Below are 19,834 nucleotides of genomic sequence, written 5' to 3'. Positions count from 1 at the left end.
CAAAAATAATGAAGCCCCATGCCGGGGCTTCACCATCAAATAATCAAGAAAACGGTAGATTATTTTATCTTAAATGTTAATCTACCAAAAACATAACGACCATTCTGGCCAAATTGAACCGATCTTCTGGAATAGATAAATCGACCATCTGATCTAAAAGCAGGATCGTTCTTATCAGGATACACATCCAAAAGATTGTTGGCACCAATGGTTAGGGTAACATTGTCCGTAAAGCTATAGCCTACCGTAAAATCTGTGATCACTTTTGCACCGAAGGTATAATCAATGGTAGGGTCATCTTCATTGGTAGCTTCCCTCACTTCACCAAAATAGCCGTTTCGTACAAAAAAGTTCAAATGCTCGCCAATTTTTACATTGTGTGAAAGATTTCCTTTGGTTGTGGGGACGGCAGATTCCAAATAGATTCTACTCGTAGGATCAAAATACGTATCACTTAGTCCTGCATTGGCTATGGCTTGGGGTACTTTAACTTCCTCTACGCTTGTTTCCGAAAAGGTAAAGGCCAAGGTGTTGGTCAAAGAAACCTTGTCTGAAATATGGGCCTTGTGGTCCACCACAAAATCCAAACCTTTAGTTTGTGTGTCCACAGAGTTGGCAAAGAAAGCTGCTTGAGTGGCGCTGGCTTGTTGGAACAAATTGGCCAACTCAGGATTCCCATTGTCGTCAAACTGACCAGTAAGAATCACTCGGTCATCTATGTTGATAAGATAGCCATCCAGGGTAAATTTAAGGTTGGCGTTGGGCACTCTTGCTGTAAACCCGGCTGTAGCGCCAATAGAAGTTTCTTCTTTTAGAGGCTCAATGCCCAATAGTCTAGCCACTCTGGAAGTGTTCGGGAAAATACCAACCTCATTGGGAATTCCATCCACAAACAGCGTGGAAGTGGAACTGTAATGGATTTGATGCAGGGAAGGTGCCCTAAACCCAGTTTGTCCACCACCACGAAGATTAAAATTTTCGGAAATTTTTAAACGGGTGGCCAATTTAAAGTTCAAGGTTCCTCCAAAATCGGAGAAATTCTCATACCGAACGGCCCCACTTAACAATATGGATTCGGTGAAATCGGCTTCAACATCAAAATAACCAGCTATGGTATTTCTGAAGGCATCCACTTCATTGTCGGGTTTAAAACCAGGAAACACTTGGATTCCACCTGGTCTTGAATTACCATAATAGTCGGTGGGAACAATAGAACTCACATCAGTGGGATCATGCGGGTTTCCCAAGGTGTTGTACTGTGTATACGAAACTTCTTCCCCCGCTACAATAGCGTAGTTTTCCACCCTATATTCTGCACCAAAGGCAATGTTGAGCCCGGCCATAGTGTCTTCAAAAAAGCGATTCATATCAAAATTGGTCGTGTTTTCACTATAGTTGAATCCACCAGAATCGGCTTCAAAAGGTGTGGAATTGACCAAGGAAGCATTGTTGGAGTTGGTAACTCGATACAGAAATTCATTTTTTCCATAGGAATTACTGAAATCCATATTCCAATCTCCAAGCATTCCCCTAATGCCAAATGCAGCAGATTTATCGGTAATATTGGAGTTGATTTCCGGTAAAAATCCATTAAGATAGGCTGGCGTATAACTTCTGGATTGATTGGGCAAACGGTAGAATCCAGCCGCATTTCCATTTTTAAAGCTCAGTCCCCCAAACCCATACAGTTCCAGATTTTCATCCAACGGAATGGAAAGGTTGGCAAAGAATTGGGCGCCTCTCAACTCAGATTGACCCACACGCATGTTGAAGTCGCTTCGTTGCAATCCCCTGGCCAATAGTTCTTGTGGCGTAACATCATCACCGGCGATACCGTTTACTATATTATCATCGTCAAAGGTCAATGTTGATAAAATCCCAGCTTGAGAATTAGCACCATCGTTTATTCCGAAAATTTCTTCAAACGTAGTGGCATTGTTTATGGCATCTTTTACCTCTTGAGCAAAATGATCTACTTGTGATGCAAATTGTTGCACATCGGAAATATCGCTATCCAAAAGTTGTGATATGTCGTAGCCTGCAGCATCTGCTACTCGTTCAATGGCATTGGCAGCATGAAAAATACTTCCTTCCCATTCTTGCATTCGGTTGGTCCATCCTCGGAAGTTGAAATTCCCGGTAAAGTTGACATATCCACCATCCTGACCTATGGGCAAACCATAGTTTAAGCCCAAACTCACTTTTTCGCCATCTATTTTTTTGGCGGGACTGTGCTCGCTGGTAAAATTGGCTCCGGTATTGATGTCCACCTGAAGTTCGTTCACGCTCTTTTTCAGGACAATGTTAATGACTCCGGCAATGGCATCAGAACCATATTGAGCAGCAGCACCATCCCTTAAAATTTCAATTCGGGAAATGGAGTTGGATGGAATGGTGGTCATATCGGTCCCCACGCTACCTCGTCCAAAAGTCCCGTTTACGTTGACCAATCCAGTTTTGTGTCTCCTTTTTCCATTGATGAGCACCAAAACTTGATCGGGCCCCAAACCACGTAATGATGCCGGGGCAATATGGTCGGTACCATCAGAAATGGTCTGCGGATTAGAGGTGAATGAGGGGGCCGCATAGTTCAAGATTTCAGTTACGGTGACCTGAGGTGCAGATTGTGTCAATTCCGTTACATCCAGCACATCAACGGGTACGGGAGTGTCCGTGGCCGTCCTATTGGCATTTCTGGAACCAACAACCACTACATTCTCCAGCGCAAGCCCAGATTGAAGGGTGATGTTCAAGGTGTTTCCGGTAACGGTGGCTTCTTGGGAATTAAATCCGACATAGGAAAATACTAAAATGTCACCAACATTTGCTTCAATGGTGTAATTGCCATCAAAATCGGTGATGACACCCGTTGTGGTTCCTTTCACCAAGACCGATGCTCCAGGCAACGGCACATTTTGGTCATCATAAACTGTTCCAGTTACCTCTTGTGCCACGGCAGCAAAGCATACCAACAGCACGAAAAGGAATGTTAGTTTCATTCTTTTCATATAAATAGGTTTAAGTAAGATTAAGGGGGTATGCTGCTGGAAACCTCCTTTAAATAGAAAGGAGATTGGGGCAATATAGGGCTTTTTTTGCAACTAAAAACCCCTGCTTTTTATTTGAGAAACAGGGGTCTGTATTTATTTTAACGAAAATAGACCAGTCTTAACCTGTGTATTTGGCCAAGAGGGAATCTTCTGTTTTTTCCACTTTTAAGAGTCCATGCTTGGAAAGGCTTTTGGTACTCTTATCCCATTTTTTGCCGCTAAGGCCCGCCTTTTCCTTAAGGTCGGCCAAAGGCATTTCACCAACGGGTTTTAAGATGTCCATGATAATTTTTTCTTCTTCGGAAAGGTCAACTTTTTTCTTTTCTGGGCGCATTTGCGGGAAGAACAGTACCTCTTGTATGGAAGAATTATTGGTCATCAACATCACCAATCGATCTATACCAATTCCGATGCCAGATGTTGGCGGCATTCCATATTCCAAGGCACGTAAAAAATCTTGATCAATGAACATAGCCTCGTCATCTCCTTTTTCGGAGAGTTTTAATTGTTCCTCAAAACGTTCGCGTTGATCAATAGGGTCGTTCAACTCAGAGTAAGCATTGGCAAGCTCCTTTCCGTTCACCATCAACTCAAAACGTTCCGTAAGCTTTGGGTTGGAACGATGTTCTTTGGTCAACGGACTCATTTCCTTCGGATAATCCGTAATAAACGTGGGTTGGATGTAGTGATGTTCACATTTTTCACCAAAAATCTCATCGATCAATTTACCTACACCCATGGTCTCATCCACTTCAATGTTCAGCTTTTGGGCCGTTTCCCTTAGTTGTTCTTCATCCATTTCAGATACATCATACCCTGTATGGATCTTGATGGCTTCCAAAATGGGAACCCTTGGGTAAGGTGCCTTGAACTCAATTTCGTGGTTGCCCACCTTTACTTTTGTGCTGCCCGTAGCATCAATGGCTACTTTCTCCAACAATTTTTCGGTGGTTTCCATCATCCAATTGTAGTCTTTATAGGCCACATACAATTCCATTACGGTAAATTCCGGATTATGGGTACGGTCCATTCCTTCGTTACGGAAATCTTTGGAGAATTCATATACCCCATCAAAACCACCAACGATCAATCGTTTTAAGTACAATTCGTTGGCAATCCGCAAATACAAGGGAACGTTCAATGCATTGTGGTGCGTTAAAAAAGGACGTGCCGCTGCCCCTCCGGGGATGGGTTGCAAAATTGGGGTTTCCACCTCTAAATACCCACGTTCATTATAGAACTCACGGATACTATTGGTGATTTTTGTTCGCTTGATAAAGGTATCTTTTACCTGAGGGTTCACCACCAAATCCACATACCGTTGGCGGTAACGCAATTCTGGGTCGTTAAAGGCATCGTACACTTTTCCTTCGTCATCTACTTTTGGTAGCGGCAATGGTCTTAAACTTTTGCTCAAAAGCGAAAAGTTTTTCACCATCACGGTCTTTTCGCCTACCTGGGTCTTGAAGAGTTCGCCCTCAACGCCAATAATGTCTCCAATGTCCAACAACTTCTTGTAGACATCGTTGTATAGGGTCTTGTCCTCACCGGGACAGATTTCATCGCGATTAAAATATACTTGGATACGCCCTTCGCTGTCCTGCAACTCGGCAAAAGAAGCTTTTCCCTGAATTCTTCGGGACATCAATCTACCGGAAATCACTACCTTCTTGCCTTCCTCAAAATTGTTCTTGATGCTCTTAGATGTGGCATTTACTGGATACAATGCAGCGGGATAGGGGTTGATTCCCATTTCCCTGAGTTTGGTCAATTTTTCCCTTCGAACGATTTCCTGTTCCGATAGTTGCATAGCCTATAAAAAATTAAAGCGCAAAATTACACTTTTGCGCTTTAATTCCATTCCTTAGCCGTGCTTATTGTGCATAATTGGGAATGTAGGGCCTGTTTTGAACAATTTGGGCGATATCTTCTTCCAACGATTCAACGGGTCTTTCCACAATCCGGTTGATTTCTATCCCATTTTTAAAGAAAATCATTGTGGGTACTTTTATGATGTTGAGCCCTTTTTCTTCTCCGGTCGGACTTTTTTTATAGTGTTCTTTTCTGAGGTCCAAAGCGATGATTTCCAATTGTTCCATCGGAAAATGGGCGGCCTCCAGAATTTTGATGAAACGGGGTGTTTCCCGTTTACTGTCGCCACACCACGTGCCCAAAAAAAGTTTAATGTGGTATTGTGCCAAGTCTTTTTTGAAGAGCTCCACCAAGGCTTCATCTACGGAGTAGCTTTTCATACCTTCATGGAACCACTGTTGGTAGGGTTGGGTGTGGAGGCCTTCCAAATTGATTTTCCCCACCATAAATTTTCTACCATCATCCTGTACAATTTCCTTGTTGAATTCCTGTGAAAAGACAAGTGTTGTATATAGCATCAGTAGGCTTGTAAATAGGTGTTTCATGATTTTTCGATTTAAAGATTTGGTTCGAAAATTCATTAAAAACAGAGCTCGGAAGGGCTTTGTTGGGATGGAAATGGGGACTAGACCCCAGGTTGATTTTTATTTTTTGAAGAGATACACAATTTCCTCCCGAGAGGAAACCTCCAGTTTTTTATAGAGATTGTTAATGTGGGTCTTGACCGTACTCAGGCTCACAAAAAGTTCTGCGGCAATCTCTTTATTGCTCTTTTCCTGAAGGATACGGTTCACAATTTTTTGTTCTTGTGGTGTGAGTTTATTTCGCAACGATCTTGCTTTTATCTTGACATTTAATTTTTGCATAGAGAGCAGATATACATTGGCCAGCAGAGAAAGGATAAGGGCCACTTGAAGAAGGTATTTTAAGTACCAGGTTTTTGGAGTGTTGAACGTGGCAAGTTCTTTATCTGTAGCAATTTCGGCAGTATATTGTTGAGTGAAGCCAGCTTCGGGATATGTACTTTGCAAACGAGTCAATAGATTTTCATAATAAGGATTTGCAGACAAATTCTTGAGGTAATATGCGTAGGTTTCATTCCCTTTGTCCGATAGAAAATCGTAGATAAAAAGCTCAACCAGGGGCTCTTCGGAGGTTTTTCCAAAATCCTGTAAGACGGTAAACCATTTTTTGGAATTGAGTTTTCTACTGGCCTCACTGGGATATTCCATAAAATCGTACGCCATTTCGTCTTTTAGGAATTCCACTTGCAACAGCTCTGCCGATTTTGGATTGGTGGAGATAATGGAGCAAAGGGATTGATCTTCAAACGAGGTTGGAAATTGAACCGTATCCTGATTGTTGGCAATGAACAAAACACTCTTGCTGTTGTTGCACTGTCCCAGAAAATGATTGGCTTCCGAAGAATCTGAACAGCCATCCAAATGAATGCGGTAAATTCGGTTTTTTAGAGGGAGATTGTTTCCCTCAAACTGAAAATGGCCCAACGAATCCACTTGGGCCTTCTTCACAATCTGATCCAGATAAATCCGTGATGATTTTCGGTAGTCTTCCACCAAAGAAAGATAAATGATGTTTCCAGCATTGGTTTGGGACACCTCGCCCGAAAAATGATATTGCGCGATTAGCACAGAGCTGGTCAGGAAAAAAGAAATAAGGACAAAAAACCGCATTAATAAATCATTTAGTAAGGAAAATACGGGCCTGGTGTAACAAAATCTTCGAGTAAGGTACTAATAAGTATCATCAATCAAAATTTGAACCATGAGTTTCTGGAGAGTTTTGCTGGCCATATTTTTTCCGCCGCTGTCCGTAATTGGAAAAGGTTGCGGGTCTTTTGTTATTGTATTACTTTTAACGTTCTGTGGATGGGTGCCCGGGGTTATCGGGGCACTGGTCATATTGAATAACACTAACTAAAGTAGTATGAAAAAAATCCAAATCTTAACCCTTGCCCTAGTGGCAGTGGTTACCTATTCCTGTAATTTTACCGAAGAAATTCATTTACAAGAAGATGGTTCCGGAAAACTCTCCATCAATTTTGATGGATCGGAACTCATGGAAATGGCCGGGGACCAAATGGTGAAGGAAAACGAGAAACCTATTGATTCCATCATTTCTTTTAAGGAATTATTGGAGGAGAAACATGACAGTATAGCCGAGCTTGCGCCTGAGGAACAAGCGAAGTTGAAGAAGTTGGAACCGTTCAACATGCACATGGTAATGAATCCCGCGGAAAAAGTGATGAAATTTGACCTGTTCAGTGAGTTTACAGATATAAGTGAAGTGAATGATGCCTTCAATGCATTTAGGGATGCCAGTTTAATGGGCCCCAAAAACCAACCGGAACAAGCTACGCCCATGCCCATGTCCGAGCAGTCCACTGAGGTTACCTATGCCTTCGCCAACAGTACTTTTTCAAGAACGGCAAAGATCATTGATCCAGAATTGTTCCAGCAGCATGTAGACAGTCTTCAAGGAACGGAAATGTTCCTTTCAGGGTCCACCTACACCCTTAAATACCATTTTCCAAGAAAAGTAAAATCCACCACGGCCCAAGAGGCGACTTTTAGTGCGGATGGCAAGACCTTGATTTATGAAGTTTCCTTTTTGGAGATGATGAAAGATCCCAAAATGTTGGATATTGAGGTGGAGTTGGAAGAGTAGTTTTCCAACCGTAGGCTTTGTATCTTTGTGGTATGAACAAAAAGGTAGGGCTACAGGATTTAGGCTTTAAGGACTACAAGGAAACTTGGGATTACCAAGAGCTTTTGTTCCAAAACATTGTGGGTGCCAAGATCAAGAACAGGAGGGAAGACACCAGTCTTGAAACCCCCAATCATTTTTTGTTTGTGGAACACCCCCATGTCTATACCTTGGGGAAAAGTGGCGACATCTCTAATTTGTTGGTGGATGAAAAGGCCTTACAGGAAAAAGGGGCCACGTTTTACAAGATCAACCGCGGTGGTGATATCACCTACCATGGTCCAGGGCAGGTAGTAGGCTATCCCATTTTGGATTTGGACAATTTCTTTACCGATATCCACAAATACCTCCGTTTTTTGGAAGAAATGATTATCCGCACCTTGGCTGAATATGGTCTAAAGGCGGAGCGCTCCGAAGGAGAAACCGGCGTTTGGTTGGATGTGGGCACTCCCTTTGCCCGAAAAATATGCGCCTTGGGCGTGCGCGCCAGTCGTTGGGTGACCATGCACGGTTTTGCCCTGAACGTAAATACGGATTTGGGCTACTTTGACCTCATGATTCCCTGCGGCATCAAGGACAAGGCCGTAACCTCATTAAATGTGGAATTGGGCAAAAAGCAAGTCGATATGGAAGAGGTGAAAGAGAAATTACTTCACCATTTTCAAGTGCTTTTTGAAGCTGAGGTGGTACGGGAGAAGACGGAGGTGTAGCTTTCTTGCATTAATCAACTGCATCTGCAATTTTAATTGAAAAAGCTTGTTTGGCACCTATTTATTAAAACATCGTATCTTACCCTAACCGCAAACACAAACATAATGAGGGTTAAAAGTATATTTTGGAGCATGCTGTCTATTGGAGTCATTGTGTTTCAATTTTTTTCCTGTAAAAATCATGCTGATATAAATCTGGAAGAAGAAAAGGGAAAGATTTTGGAATTGCACCATTTGGAAAGACAATACCATTTGAATAAAATGGCGGAGGAATTGGTGGGGTTACAGACAGATGATTTTACAAGTATAAGCGCAGGTGAAATTTATAAGCCAACGAGGACTGAGGGAATTGCCATGTTTTCAGATTATTTCTCAGCTGTTGATTTTGAATCTTGGGATGATATCACAGAGCCTGTTATAAAATTTTCTGACGATTTTACAGTTGCCTATGTTACGGTTAAAAAGAATGTGGTAATTAGATTTAAAGACGGGAACGGAAAAGACACAACAGAATCGACCGAGTTTGCTTGGGTTTCGATTTACAAAAAAGTAAACAATCTCTGGAAGATGGATTTAATTGCCTCAACAAACAAGGCACGTTCTTCTTAATAATGGAGGTTGCGCCTGTCCATACTGTTCTCATTTTTTCTGCCATCCATCAACCTAAATAAACAGAGGTTGGGGATTAATATATTCATCAATTTAAACCCTTCATCTATCAATTGAGCCTCATTCGCTGATACAAGCACTGCTAACTTCATGGGATACATCAAAAAAGTGAAACATGAAAAGTGTATTGATTTTAATGATACTTTTTGGCTATATCCACATAGGTTTTGCCCAACAAGAGAGTTTTGAGAAGCTATTAAAACTTGATGCCATTGCCAAGGATGTTATAGAGCGATGGGAAATGGATTCATCCTCTATTTCCTGTCTCAGTGATGGATTGTGGGAGCATATCCTTCCAAAGTCCACTCAGGGCACTAATAAAATTATCCTCAATAAGAATGAGCTGAATTATTTTCTGGAACTGGATGATATCAAAATCCAAACCCAAACTGAACCTTTTGCAAGCCCTGAGTATTGGGAGAATCGCTTTGGGAAGCAAATCCAGACCATCATCTTGAGCAAGCCCCTTACGGTTTTAGCCATTCATGATGAAAAACTGGCTCAATTTTCTTTGGATTCCTTGGTTGGAATCAAATACCGAACCTTTTATCCCTACGGGGAATTAGATGTTCCGGACCAAAGTTGGGTGCCCATTGTGTATCAACAAAAAAATCAGTTTGATGTAAATTCCCCTTTGTTACTGGTGACCTCCGGTTTTTTGGAGCGTGTCGACCTAGAGACCACTAAAATCCATAAAGACACCGTTCTTTTTGGGTCAGATGGTTTTTCGGGGACGCGACACATCACGGGAATCGATTTTAATGCAGATGGTCAGGATGAGATTGTCATGCTTCGCGAAATCACTCAGGATGATTGGGCTTCCGAGGGTGATGAAAACGAATCATACACCCGATCAATCATCGCGCTCTATTTTAAGAACAAATGGCACCGAACTTCCTATTGGCAAGAAGGCCAGGATGGGATTGAAGGGTTTTGACCACTAGAAATAAAAAACCGAGGGCCATGCCCCGGTTTTTTTATTTTATTAATAGGATTAGTGCTTATTTACTGAACTGCGTCAATACCGAGCTGGCCATTAAATCTCCTTTTTTGTTGTAGGATTCCTGTTTTATCATACCTATTCCCTCGGCTAGCCATACGCGGGATGGATAGGTTTGGTTGGCCATCATCATTTTGCTCTTTGTTTCGCTATAGATCACATAGCAGTCAAACGTACCCGCTGGGGTGGTCACACTCTCCTTTTTTTCCACTTTTCGATTGATGGTCTCCACGTTCATGTCCATGTTCATCATCCCACCCATTTTCATTTTCACGTTTACGTTTCCATCCGGGAGTTCTTGACCCACACCCAAATTGTTGGGCCATTCCACATCGGTTCCAGAAATGTCCATTTCAACATCGCCCATTTGGGCCAACATCTGTTCGTTCATCAAGGATTTAAAATCAACCTTCACCACATTGCCATTGCAGGTAATGTCATATTCAGACGAATAGGTATTGCCTTTTTTGTCCTCCATATCCATGACCATGGTAGCGGAAATATTGTCACCGGACCCATTTACATTGGTCACTTTATAACTGAGTTTGCCATCTTCCCTGCCTTTTCTGTCATAGTTGGTGTATTGAAAGCTGGCCCCATCCACCATGGGGTAGTATGCACTGCAGCTGGTTTGGGCCGATGCGGTGTTGAGGCAAAAAATAAGGGCGGTCAGTAAAAGAAAATAGTGTCTCATGTGTAGTAAGTATAGTGTTATTGTTTTATAAATTCAACTCTTCGGTTTTGCGCTTTGCCATCTGGGGTGTTGTTGTCGCCAACAGGTTCGCTTTCCCCTTTTCCTTCGGAAATCAAACGATCTGAGGAAACGCCGTAAATTGAAACCAAGGCATTCTTTACGGATTCTGCACGGTCTTTGGAAAGTTTACGATTGCTTTCTACGGAACCGTCCGCATCCGTATGTCCCACAATCTTGAGTTTCATGGAAGCCTCCTGCTGAAGCACCTGCGATATTTGCCGGATGATGCCCATGGATTGGGGCTGAATGTTCGCCGAACCTACATCAAAAAGAATCCCGTTGGTGGAAACCTTTCCTTCGGTAAGTAGTTTTCGTCTAAGGTCAACACCCCCTTCGGCCACTTTAAGGTTGGAAATGAAGATTTTTTCTTTCCCATCTTTAAGACCGTTCACTTTAAACTTAAGGGTGGTCAATTTATTTTCAGGGACCATTTGAGGGATGTCCACATACTTTTCTTCGTTTACCCAGAGCCTAAAACGTGAATTGTTCACCGCAATGGAAATATGAGGTTGATTGAGCACAGCTTGCCTGATATCGGACTGCACCTCGCTATTGATGATGGAACCTTGTCCGTGGATATGGTTTTTGGCACGGATACCAAAAGCGCCATACTGCCCTACAGGAATCGAAGCCCTGGCATAGTGAAGTCCTGCCTCAAAATTTTCATCATCGCTTAGGGAAACCTCAATAACTGCATAGGAGGAAGTTTTGTCGTCCATTCCATAGGTCAACAAATCAAATTCTATAGTGTAATCTGTCGGAAGGCTGGGTACTTTGGGTATGTAATAGATTTTATGTCCTGGTAACAGTTCCATCCATCGTTGTGGGGAATCCCCAATTGTAACCACCTCACCACTTCCGTTTGTATTCCATTTAGAGGGAAAATCACCAATAAAATCGTTGGCATAGTCATCAAAGAACAGGAGTTTGTCTCCGGGAACATAATCAAACTTGCTGTAAATGGCGATTGATTTTTCACCAGAACTTCCTGAGGTTGCAGTGGTTTTATTGCTACTTGGGCTATTACCGGTATTGGAAGGTGTGTTGCCTCCTTGATCACCAACATCAGGGGTTTGTTTTCCTCCGGAACCGGGTTCCAAAATACTGTCCAGTGCTTGGTCTGTTTTTTCACTGGTTTCTCTTTCAACCCGTCTTTCAACAGTACGCTCTGCAGCTTTTTCGGCCTTTTTGGCCAATTTTTTAAAGAATTGGGCATTCATGTTGGAACCAACCATCAGGACAATGACCAAACTGATGATGGTTTTACTTGAGGTTTTCATTATAGTGTACTTTAGTCGTGGTTTTTAAAAGCAATTCCATCCAAATTACTAAAACCCCACCCTAGCTATCACTAAAAATGTGTAACTCGTTTAAACCATTGTATAAGCCGCAGCAAAGAAACCCTTAATTCATTTTGTAAACAATAAGGGAATTGTCCTGATCCTTGGCCACCAACTCCAATTTTCTGTCGTTGTCCATATCGGTAAGATCAATGAGCGAGCTTCCATAGACCGGAAAATTGGGAATAGGTTCCGCTTGGCTGTCGTAGAGATAGATTTTTTGGTTTTGGATGTCCGTGACACTTACATATATTTTATCGTAGATGTAAAAAATCTTGGGTTTGGAGTAGACACCCAGGTCCAGTTCCACTTTTCTGCCTTTTATGCTTAGGACATTGTCATCCATGAGGACCAAGGTGTTGCTCGTAGCATACATGCCATGGTCTTTGTTGAGGTTAAAATTGGTGGCAGTAAGCTTTCCATTGGTATCAATCTGGTGTAAAACCCCTGTTTTGTTGGTCACTGTAATCTTGTTTTTATATAGGAAAACCTCATTGGTGGAGAAATCAATTTTTTCAGGGACTTTGATTCGGTCCGTTCCCACCCGATGCATTATTTTGATGGTATTGTCTTCCAATTTAAACACTAAATAGTCCCGGTTTCCTACCCTAAAGTGTTTGGGAATGCCCAATATGTTACTGGCCGCATCGGTGTATTTGAATCCACTCACAATTTTACCCTTGTTGTTGTACATATAGATTTTTCGCCCTTGCGTGACTAAAAAGCGATAATCCTTGCTGCCATCGTAATCAAAAACAGCCAATGGGTTAAGGTTGCCCCCCTCAAAGTCAATTTTAAAAGGAGGGACATCATCCCCGTTTCGGTCAATGATCATAAACTGGTCATTCGTAGTAAATGCCAATTGAAGTCTGCCATTTTTATAAATGTCCACCTGCTGAATGGGCGGTTGAATGCGTCCATCCAGTTGTTTGGTCCATAAGACCTTGCCTTCAGTGGAAATTAGGTAGAGCACATTATTTTGGTCTTGCACTACAATTTCCTGTTTGTTGGTCCTGTGGTTTTTTACAAACTGGGGGTCAATAGCCAAGTCGGTATCCAGTTCCAGGGTAAAAAGTGGGGTTACCGTGTTCGTCTCAACCGTTTTTTCAATTTTGGAGACCAACATATTCAAATGGGCAAAATCCAAATCGCCTACCACTTGTCCAGCGAAGGTGTAATCCTCCAAATCTGCTTCTTTGATGGATTCAAAAAGGTCGGGAGCCAAATCTTGTTCGGCAAAAAGTTCAATTCCTGAAGCATTGGAAACAAACAACACACTTGATTCGTTGGCCAAAGGAGCCTTAGCCGTTTGGTAAAGTGGTGCATTGCTGAATGAAGACGTACCATTATGGTTGCTGATGATGGTTTGAAGCGATTCTTTGTTCTCGGAAAAAACAAAGCTGTTCTCCAAGATGGTGCAAAAGTTCGACTCAAAATCGGCGACCAATGGGGCAAATCCCTCAGTTAAGAAATCTTTGTTTTGTAACTCCATGATTTCACTGCCTTGATAGTTTTCGGAGGAGGCTTTGCTGCCATCCAAAAATTCAAACAGGCTGTCCGTTCCGTAGGAATTGAGCAAGACCACCTTTTGGTTGTTCAAATAAATAATGCCCACTTCCTCAATGGTATTAAAAAGAGAATCCACAGGTTTTACCCGATCTAGGTAGGTATTTTGGTTTTTGGCAAAGACCTGATAATCATCAAACGTAAAAGAAATCACGGCCTGCGCTGTCAATGGGGCAAGTGCAGGTGTCTTGTTGGTCAAAGGCGAGGTTCCTTTGAACAGGTTGATAAAATTTTTGGTGGAATCCGGGGCCATCGCAATTCCGTTCAAGCTTACTTCATCGGAATTGGCCGTAAAATCCAAAGAAATCCATTCAGAAAAGGGTTTTTTGGAATCCTCCTCTTCTTTTAATGAAAGCAGCGATGCATTTTCGCTTAGGTTCATAAAAATAGTTCCGGATTTATTGGGTGCCGTGGTCTCATACAGTTTTTCCAAAGTTGGGTTCACGGGATTACTTCCTTTGGCCCGTACCATGTTTTCCATCAACAGCATGGAAGAACTCAATATAATTTCCGCATCGTTTGGCATTTGAAAGACCTCATGTTCATCCAAAGTGTATTTGGTAATATTGGTGCCTTCGTATTGTAGGGTTTCCACAGTTTTGTTGCTCACCTCGTCCACATTAAAAATGGCTGGATTTTTTTCGGCAATAAGAATAAAATCATAATTGCCCTTACCTACTTCGTAAAGTGCCAAAAGACAGGTGGCCTCTGTGGAAAGATGGCTCAAATTGTCCAACTTTTCCAAAACTGTTTTGTATACTGGGAAGCTTTTTGTTTTGGAGATAAATGCGTTGTTCTTGAGCTCGCTTTTAAAATTGGACAGATTGGTGATCTTTATGACCAGTGCAGGATTGGGGGGTAGGTGGTCCAGTAAGGAATTTTTGGTCTTGACCTCGGTTTCGCAGGAAAGGATAAAAAGGGCAAGCAAACAGAACAGTACCTTATATCTCATGGTTGAAGTTTGACACAAAGTTAGAATTTTTAAATATCCAATGTTAACTGTTCCGGCAGCTGCCGGAAGCTTTTTCTATGGTATTTGGTCAGCCCGAATTCCTTAATGGCTTCTCGGTGCTCCTTGGTGGGGTATCCTTTGTTTTTTTTCCAGTTGTACATGGGGAATTCCTCGTGGATGGTGGCCATGTACTCATCACGGTACGTCTTCGCCAAAATAGAAGCGGCCGCAATGCTCATATACTTGCCATCACCTTTAACAATGCATTCATGGGCAATGGAAGGATAGGGTTTAAAGCGATTCCCATCCACCAAAATAAAACTGGGGACCTGTTTCATTGCATCCAAAGCACGATGCATGGCCAAAAAAGAAGCGTTCAAAATATTGATCTCATCAATTTCATCCTGAAAGACATGACAAACAGAAAAACAAACCGCCTCTTGTTCCAAAATGGGCCGTAAGCCTTCGCGTTTAATTTCCGATAGCTGTTTGGAATCGTTTAAAATGTCATTCGTAAAACCTTCAGGAAGGATAATGGCTGCCGCAGTAACCGGTCCTGCCAAGCAGCCCCTGCCGGCTTCATCAGTTCCGGCTTCATTGGGATATTTATAAAGGTTCTTTAGCATATTTCTTTGTAGACTGAAAGATAATGCCTGCTTTGTTGAAGGCCAAATATGGGATTGGATTTCCAAAATTTGGTTAGCTTTTTACTGGCAAACTTTTCACATTTGTTTAGAAACAAAACTTATACCTTTGCCGCAGCAATACCATGGAATGAGATTGATACTGTTTGCCCTGCTCTTTTTGCTGGGTCAATTTTTATTTGCACAACAAGACTCTTTGCCTCCCCAGAAAGAAGTGGATTCAATGAAGGTTAAGGTGCTTGACTCCCTTAAAGTAAAGGAAATTGATTCCCTAAAGGTTGTGGCAATGGATTCCGTAAAGACCAAGAAAAAGGACTCCCTTATGACAGATTCCACTGCCTTGGCTAAACGAAAGTTTATAAAAAATACCAAGCAGGCCAAACAGGTAGATTCTGTTTCCATCAGGGATTACAAGATAGTTTCCCATGCCAGAGACACTACTTTTTTGGATACTACGCTTACCATTCAAAAAGAATACAAGTACAATTATATTCGTGAGGACGATTTTGAGTTGATGCCCTTTGCCAACATGGGTCAACCCTATAATGAGCTGGGTCGTACATTTTCACAAAACCCATATTACCCCCGCATTGGGGCAACCGCCAAACATGCCAGATATTTTGAGGTGGAGGACATTAAATATTATAATGTACCAACACCCATGACAGAGTTGATGTTCAAGACCTCCATGGAGCAAGGACAGTTTTTGGATGCCCTTTTAACCTTTAATCTTTCTAGACGGCTTAATCTATCCGTTGGTTATAACGGATTTAGGTCGTTGGGTAAATACAGATACGAACAGGCAGAGTCTGGAAACTTCAGTACAACCTTAAATTATAGCACCCAAAATGACCGATACAATCTCCGTGCCCACATTGCAGCACAGGATATTGAGGGGCAGGAAAATGGAGGCTTGCTGGACCGCGAACAATTTGAAGGAGATTTGCCCGACTTTGAAGACCGTTCCAAGATTGATGTGCGCTACACAGATGCCAACAATAGAATACTGGGCAAGAGATATTATTTGGACCACCTATATAAATTGGTGAACCACAAAAGGGATTCAACAGATAAAAATCCAACCTCACTAGCCATTGGTCATGAGTTCACCTATGAAACCAAGTTTTATGATTTTGGGCAGGACAGACAAAACGATGCTTTTGGTGAAGACCCTTTTTTGACCCCCATAGCGGATAGAGCACGATTAAAGACCATGTTCAATAAAGGGAGTGTGGAATTCTCTAACAGAACATTGGGTAAGGTCACAGGCAATGTTGGATTATATTCCTATAATTATTACTTCAACAGTCTTTTGATTACTGATGAGGGAACCATCCCAAATAAATTGGAAGGTGAGGAGATAACCGTTGGTGGAGGGTACTCCAAAAATTTAGGGCGATTGCATCTGGAAGGAAATATCAATTATACCATTTCAGGTGACCTTACGGGAAACAGGCTGGATGCTATGGCCAATTATCACATTAACGATAACAACGCAGTGTTTGGAGGAATTCATATATCATCCCGGATGCCGGATTTCAATTATCTGTTGTATCAAAGTGATTATCGAAATTTTAACTGGTATAATTTTGATGTTTTTGAAAAGCAGCAGGTTCAAACCATAAAGTTTGGGTTTAATTCAAAATGGCTTGGCCGGATAGATGCAGAGTATAGTGCAATTGATAATTACACCTATTTTGCTTCAACAGCCACCCAAGAACAGATTGATGCTGCCCAAGAAACCGCTTTTGTAAGGCCTTTTCAGGAAACCAATACCATAAATCACTTACGGGCAAAGTACACAAAGGAGTTTAAATGGCGCAAATGGTCTTTGATGAACACTGTTATGTATCAAGATGTCACACAAGACAACCAAGTACTTAACGTGCCACAATTGGTTACTAGGAACACGCTGTATTTTTCAAGTGATGTCTTTAAAAAGGCCATGTTCTTGCAGACCGGTGTCAATTTTAAATATTTTACATCCTATAACATGAACGCCTATAATCCATTGTTGGGAGAATTCTATATTCAAAACAATGAAGAATTGGGTGGCTACCCCTTGCTCGATGTTTTCATCAATGCCAAGGTTAGGCAAACTCGGATTTATCTAAAAGCGGAACATTTAAATTCCATTTTTTCAGAGCCCAATTATTATTCTGCCCCAAACTATCCTTACAGGGATTTTGTGATCCGATTTGGATTGGTTTGGAATTTCTTTTCATAGGAAGAATAAAATTAAGCTTGATAAACAGTCACTTATAATTTTATCTCCTTTTTTAGAAAAAAATAAGCTGAAACTATTTGCGGAGAAAAAATAACCTGCTTATATTTGCACCCGCTTAGCTGATAAGGCAGGGCGTTTTCTGGGGGGATTTTGGTCGATTGTGGCCAATTTTTTTTCTGGGAAGGATAGGAAAGAAGTTCATATACATATTGCAATAGACAGCGTAATTAGAGAGAAGAACCATTTTGATCACGGGATTGCGGATTTGTGCAGCGGGATAGCTTTAGAGATATTTAACGATGTACAATGAAGAGTTTGATCCTGGCTCAGGATGAACGCTAGCGGCAGGCCTAACACATGCAAGTCGAGGGGCAGCGGGGATTGCTTGCAATCCGCCGGCGACCGGCGCACGGGTGCGGAACGCGTATGGAACCTGCCCCTGTCAGGGGAATAGCCCAGGGAAACTTGGATTAATGCCCCATGGTACCGTGATATCGCATGATATTGCGGTTAAAGATTTATCGGACAGGGATGGCCATGCGTACCATTAGTTAGTTGGTAAGGTAACGGCTTACCAAGGCAGCGATGGTTAGGGGCCCTGAGAGGGGGATCCCCCACACTGGTACTGAGACACGGACCAGACTCCTACGGGAGGCAGCAGTGAGGAATATTGGACAATGGTGGGAACACTGATCCAGCCATGCCGCGTGCAGGATGACTGCCCTATGGGTTGTAAACTGCTTTTATACGGGAAGAAACCTCCCCTCGTGAGGGGAGCTGACGGTACCGTAAGAATAAGGACCGGCTAACTCCGTGCCAGCAGCCGCGGTAATACGGAGGGTCCGAGCGTTATCCGGAATCATTGGGTTTAAAGGGTCCGTAGGCGGGCCTGTAAGTCAGGGGTGAAAGTCTGTGGCTCAACCATAGAATTGCCTTTGATACTGCAGGTCTTGAGTCATGGTGGGGTTGCCGGAACATGTGGTGTAGCGGTGAAATGCATAGATATCACATAGAACACCGATCGCGAAGGCAGGTGACCAACCATGTACTGACGCTGATGGACGAAAGCGTGGGTAGCGAACGGGATTAGATACCCCGGTAGTCCACGCCGTAAACGATGGATACTAGCTGTGGGGCATTCGTGCTCCGTGGCCAAGCGAAAGTGATAAGTATCCCACCTGGGGAGTACGTTCGCAAGAATGAAACTCAAAGGAATTGACGGGGGCCCGCACAAGCGGTGGAGCATGTGGTTTAATTCGATGATACGCGAGGAACCTTACCAGGGCTTAAATGCAGGCTGCATGGGGTGGAGACACCCCTTTCTTCGGACTGCCTGCAAGGTGCTGCATGGTTGTCGTCAGCTCGTGCCGTGAGGTGTCAGGTTAAGTCCTATAACGAGCGCAACCCCTACCGTTAGTTGCCAGCATGTAAAGATGGGGACTCTAGCGGGACTGCCGGTGCAAACCGTGAGGAAGGTGGGGACGACGTCAAATCATCACGGCCCTTACGTCCTGGGCCACACACGTGCTACAATGGCCGGTACAGAGGGAAGCCACCCCGCAAGGGGGCGCGGATCTACAAAACCGGTCACAGTTCGGATCGGGGTCTGCAACTCGACCCCGTGAAGCTGGAATCGCTAGTAATCGGATATCAGCCATGATCCGGTGAATACGTTCCCGGGCCTTGTACACACCGCCCGTCAAGCCATGGAAGCCGGGAGTGCCTGAAGTCCGTCACCGAGAGGAGCGGCCTAGGGCAAAATCGGTAACTAGGGCTAAGTCGTAACAAGGTAGCCGTACCGGAAGGTGCGGCTGGAACACCTCCTTTCTAGAGAAGGCGTTCCGGTGCCTTATCCCGGTCCCCGATCGGGTGGTTTTTTTCTTTTCGCTGTCTGCGATATGTTATAGATATATTGGTGGTTTTAGGCCAAGACAGTCTCATAGCTCAGCTGGTTAGAGCGCTACACTGATAATGTAGAGGTCGGCAGTTCGAGTCTGCCTGAGACTACGGGGGTACGAAGTGTGCAAATGCGGAGTACGAGGTTCATTGCAAATTGGAACAAGGAAATTCTAGGTGTTGGGTTACCGTTATGTGGTACTGTTAACTGATAACCGTTAACTGACAGCCGATAAGGGGAATTAGCTCAGCTGGCTAGAGCGCCTGCCTTGCACGCAGGAGGTCATCGGTTCGACTCCGATATTCTCCACAAGGGCAAAGGTCGTCCGCCGATGTTTTTTGCATCGGTGGCGATCCGCCACAAGTTCATTGACATATTGGGACGGAGCGAAAGCGGTTTTACCGCTTATTGCGAAGTCAAAGAAGA

Annotated in this window: 14 protein-coding genes, 2 tRNA genes and 1 rRNA gene; 9 read left to right on the top strand and 8 right to left on the bottom strand. The window is 43.1% G+C overall.

What is annotated here, in order from left to right; genetic code table 11:
* Positions 1-59 precede the first annotated feature (59 nt).
* From FG28_RS03510 to FG28_RS03495, 4 genes are all read right to left on the bottom strand, one after another.
* Positions 60-3,008: a TonB-dependent receptor domain-containing protein gene (locus tag FG28_RS03510; RefSeq protein WP_036386108.1), complete on the bottom strand. Its 2,949-nt coding sequence runs from the start codon at positions 3,006-3,008 to the stop codon at positions 60-62.
* A gap of 160 nt (positions 3,009-3,168) precedes the next feature.
* Positions 3,169-4,860, bottom strand: a complete 1,692-nt coding sequence (gene lysS / locus FG28_RS03505) for a lysine--tRNA ligase (RefSeq protein WP_036380034.1) — start codon at positions 4,858-4,860, stop codon at positions 3,169-3,171.
* A 64-nt stretch (positions 4,861-4,924) separates the two neighbouring features.
* Positions 4,925-5,467 carry a thioredoxin family protein gene (locus FG28_RS03500; RefSeq protein ID WP_036386106.1) on the bottom strand — a complete coding sequence of 181 codons (543 nt, stop codon included), beginning with the start codon at positions 5,465-5,467 and terminating at the stop codon, positions 4,925-4,927.
* Positions 5,468-5,566: 99 nt separating this feature from the next.
* Positions 5,567-6,616: a response regulator transcription factor gene (locus FG28_RS03495; RefSeq protein WP_036380032.1), complete on the bottom strand. Its 1,050-nt coding sequence runs from the start codon at positions 6,614-6,616 to the stop codon at positions 5,567-5,569.
* Positions 6,617-6,707: 91 nt separating this feature from the next.
* Here FG28_RS03495 and FG28_RS20425 point away from each other — a divergent pair, with 91 nt between their 5' ends.
* The 5 genes from FG28_RS20425 (at position 6,708) to FG28_RS03475 (ending at position 9,965) form a co-directional block, all read left to right on the top strand.
* Entirely contained in the window at positions 6,708-6,863 is a 156-nt protein-coding gene (locus FG28_RS20425) for a YqaE/Pmp3 family membrane protein (protein ID WP_081894208.1), read from the top strand.
* Positions 6,864-6,869: 6 nt separating this feature from the next.
* On the top strand, positions 6,870-7,610 hold the full coding sequence (locus tag FG28_RS03490) for a hypothetical protein (protein WP_036380030.1): 741 nt from the start codon (positions 6,870-6,872) through the stop codon (positions 7,608-7,610).
* A gap of 32 nt (positions 7,611-7,642) precedes the next feature.
* Entirely contained in the window at positions 7,643-8,359 is a 717-nt protein-coding gene (gene lipB / locus FG28_RS03485) for a lipoyl(octanoyl) transferase LipB (RefSeq protein ID WP_036380028.1), read from the top strand.
* Between the two features lie 36 nt (positions 8,360-8,395).
* Positions 8,396-8,968, top strand: coding sequence for a hypothetical protein (locus FG28_RS03480; protein WP_156102194.1), 573 nt, complete (start codon positions 8,396-8,398; stop codon positions 8,966-8,968).
* Positions 8,969-9,143: 175 nt separating this feature from the next.
* Positions 9,144-9,965 (top strand): hypothetical protein, encoded by an 822-nt coding sequence (locus tag FG28_RS03475; RefSeq protein WP_156102193.1) that lies wholly within the window; start codon positions 9,144-9,146, stop codon positions 9,963-9,965.
* 64 nt (positions 9,966-10,029) lie between these two features.
* Here FG28_RS03475 and FG28_RS03470 read toward each other — a convergent pair whose 3' ends face one another.
* The 4 genes from FG28_RS03470 to FG28_RS03455 all read right to left on the bottom strand — a co-directional run bounded on the left by FG28_RS03470 (position 10,030) and on the right by FG28_RS03455 (position 15,266).
* Positions 10,030-10,722 carry a hypothetical protein gene (locus FG28_RS03470; protein ID WP_036380021.1) on the bottom strand — a complete coding sequence of 231 codons (693 nt, stop codon included), beginning with the start codon at positions 10,720-10,722 and terminating at the stop codon, positions 10,030-10,032.
* A 17-nt stretch (positions 10,723-10,739) separates the two neighbouring features.
* A complete protein-coding gene (locus FG28_RS03465) occupies positions 10,740-12,062 on the bottom strand; it encodes an OmpA family protein (protein WP_036380018.1) in 1,323 nt (440 codons plus the stop codon).
* A gap of 124 nt (positions 12,063-12,186) precedes the next feature.
* Complete coding sequence (locus FG28_RS03460) at positions 12,187-14,640, bottom strand: hypothetical protein (protein WP_036380016.1); 2,454 nt, start codon at positions 14,638-14,640, stop codon at positions 12,187-12,189.
* A gap of 29 nt (positions 14,641-14,669) precedes the next feature.
* Complete coding sequence (locus FG28_RS03455) at positions 14,670-15,266, bottom strand: ribonuclease HII (protein WP_036380014.1); 597 nt, start codon at positions 15,264-15,266, stop codon at positions 14,670-14,672.
* 148 nt (positions 15,267-15,414) lie between these two features.
* Between FG28_RS03455 and FG28_RS03450 the strand changes: the two genes are divergently transcribed.
* The 4 genes from FG28_RS03450 (at position 15,415) to FG28_RS03435 (ending at position 19,717) form a co-directional block, all read left to right on the top strand.
* Entirely contained in the window at positions 15,415-17,511 is a 2,097-nt protein-coding gene (locus tag FG28_RS03450; RefSeq protein WP_036380012.1) for a putative porin, read from the top strand.
* A 303-nt stretch (positions 17,512-17,814) separates the two neighbouring features.
* Positions 17,815-19,338 (top strand): 16S ribosomal RNA (locus FG28_RS03445).
* 106 nt (positions 19,339-19,444) lie between these two features.
* A tRNA-Ile gene (locus FG28_RS03440) sits at positions 19,445-19,518 on the top strand.
* Positions 19,519-19,643: 125 nt separating this feature from the next.
* Positions 19,644-19,717: transfer RNA gene (locus FG28_RS03435), tRNA-Ala, on the top strand.
* Positions 19,718-19,834 lie beyond the last annotated feature (117 nt).

The organism is Muricauda sp. MAR_2010_75, from assembly GCF_000745185.1.
In the GTDB taxonomy this organism is placed as follows: Bacteria; Bacteroidota; Bacteroidia; order Flavobacteriales; family Flavobacteriaceae; genus Flagellimonas.
This window is presented reverse-complemented; position numbering and strand designations above follow the sequence as displayed.

Excerpts from the sequence above, each read along its gene's own strand:
- FG28_RS03510 (WP_036386108.1), bottom strand. The coding sequence starts at position 3,008 with ATGAAAAGAATGAAACTAACATTCCTTTTCGTGCTGTTGGTATGCTTT.
- lysS (WP_036380034.1), bottom strand. The coding sequence starts at position 4,860 with ATGCAACTATCGGAACAGGAAATCGTTCGAAGGGAAAAATTGACCAAA.
- FG28_RS03500 (WP_036386106.1), bottom strand. The coding sequence starts at position 5,467 with ATGAAACACCTATTTACAAGCCTACTGATGCTATATACAACACTTGTC.
- FG28_RS03495 (WP_036380032.1), bottom strand. The coding sequence starts at position 6,616 with ATGCGGTTTTTTGTCCTTATTTCTTTTTTCCTGACCAGCTCTGTGCTA.
- FG28_RS20425 (WP_081894208.1), top strand. The coding sequence starts at position 6,708 with ATGAGTTTCTGGAGAGTTTTGCTGGCCATATTTTTTCCGCCGCTGTCC.
- FG28_RS03490 (WP_036380030.1), top strand. The coding sequence starts at position 6,870 with ATGAAAAAAATCCAAATCTTAACCCTTGCCCTAGTGGCAGTGGTTACC.
- lipB (WP_036380028.1), top strand. The coding sequence starts at position 7,643 with ATGAACAAAAAGGTAGGGCTACAGGATTTAGGCTTTAAGGACTACAAG.
- FG28_RS03475 (WP_156102193.1), top strand. The coding sequence starts at position 9,144 with ATGAAAAGTGTATTGATTTTAATGATACTTTTTGGCTATATCCACATA.
- FG28_RS03470 (WP_036380021.1), bottom strand. The coding sequence starts at position 10,722 with ATGAGACACTATTTTCTTTTACTGACCGCCCTTATTTTTTGCCTCAAC.
- FG28_RS03465 (WP_036380018.1), bottom strand. The coding sequence starts at position 12,062 with ATGAAAACCTCAAGTAAAACCATCATCAGTTTGGTCATTGTCCTGATG.
- FG28_RS03460 (WP_036380016.1), bottom strand. The coding sequence starts at position 14,640 with ATGAGATATAAGGTACTGTTCTGTTTGCTTGCCCTTTTTATCCTTTCC.
- FG28_RS03455 (WP_036380014.1), bottom strand. The coding sequence starts at position 15,266 with ATGCTAAAGAACCTTTATAAATATCCCAATGAAGCCGGAACTGATGAA.
- FG28_RS03450 (WP_036380012.1), top strand. The coding sequence starts at position 15,415 with ATGAGATTGATACTGTTTGCCCTGCTCTTTTTGCTGGGTCAATTTTTA.